Annotated in this window: 1 protein-coding gene; it reads left to right on the forward strand. The window is 56.5% G+C overall.

Annotation, left to right across the window (positions count from 1 at the left end):
- Positions 1 to 333 (forward strand): hypothetical protein (locus LI241_RS15600; RefSeq protein WP_368668997.1); only part of this gene is annotated, 333 nt, incomplete at both ends.

The following is a 333-nucleotide window of genomic DNA, read 5'->3' on the forward strand; positions in this document are numbered from 1 at the left end:
TCAAAGAAGTGGCCGACATTAAGACTGCCGACCAGCTGAATCTGCCTACCCCGGAGGTGGAATACCACAACATCGTGGCGCAGCCCACCGAACATCAGCAGGAAATGGTCAAGACCCTTTCGGAGCGCGCATCGCTGGTACACAGCGGAACCGTTGACCCGTCCCAGGACAATATGCTCAAGATTACCTCGGATGGCCGCAAGCTGGGGCTTGACCAGAGAATCGTCAACCAGATGCTGCCGGATGAACCTGGCACAAAGGTCAATCAGTGCGTGGACAACATCATGCAGATCTGGCGGGATGGCGAAGCTGACAAGCTGACCCAGCTGGTGT

This window comes from Longicatena sp. 210702-DFI.1.196, assembly GCF_020563125.1.
Lineage (GTDB): Bacteria > Bacillota_I > Bacilli_A > Erysipelotrichales > Erysipelotrichaceae > Longicatena > Longicatena caecimuris.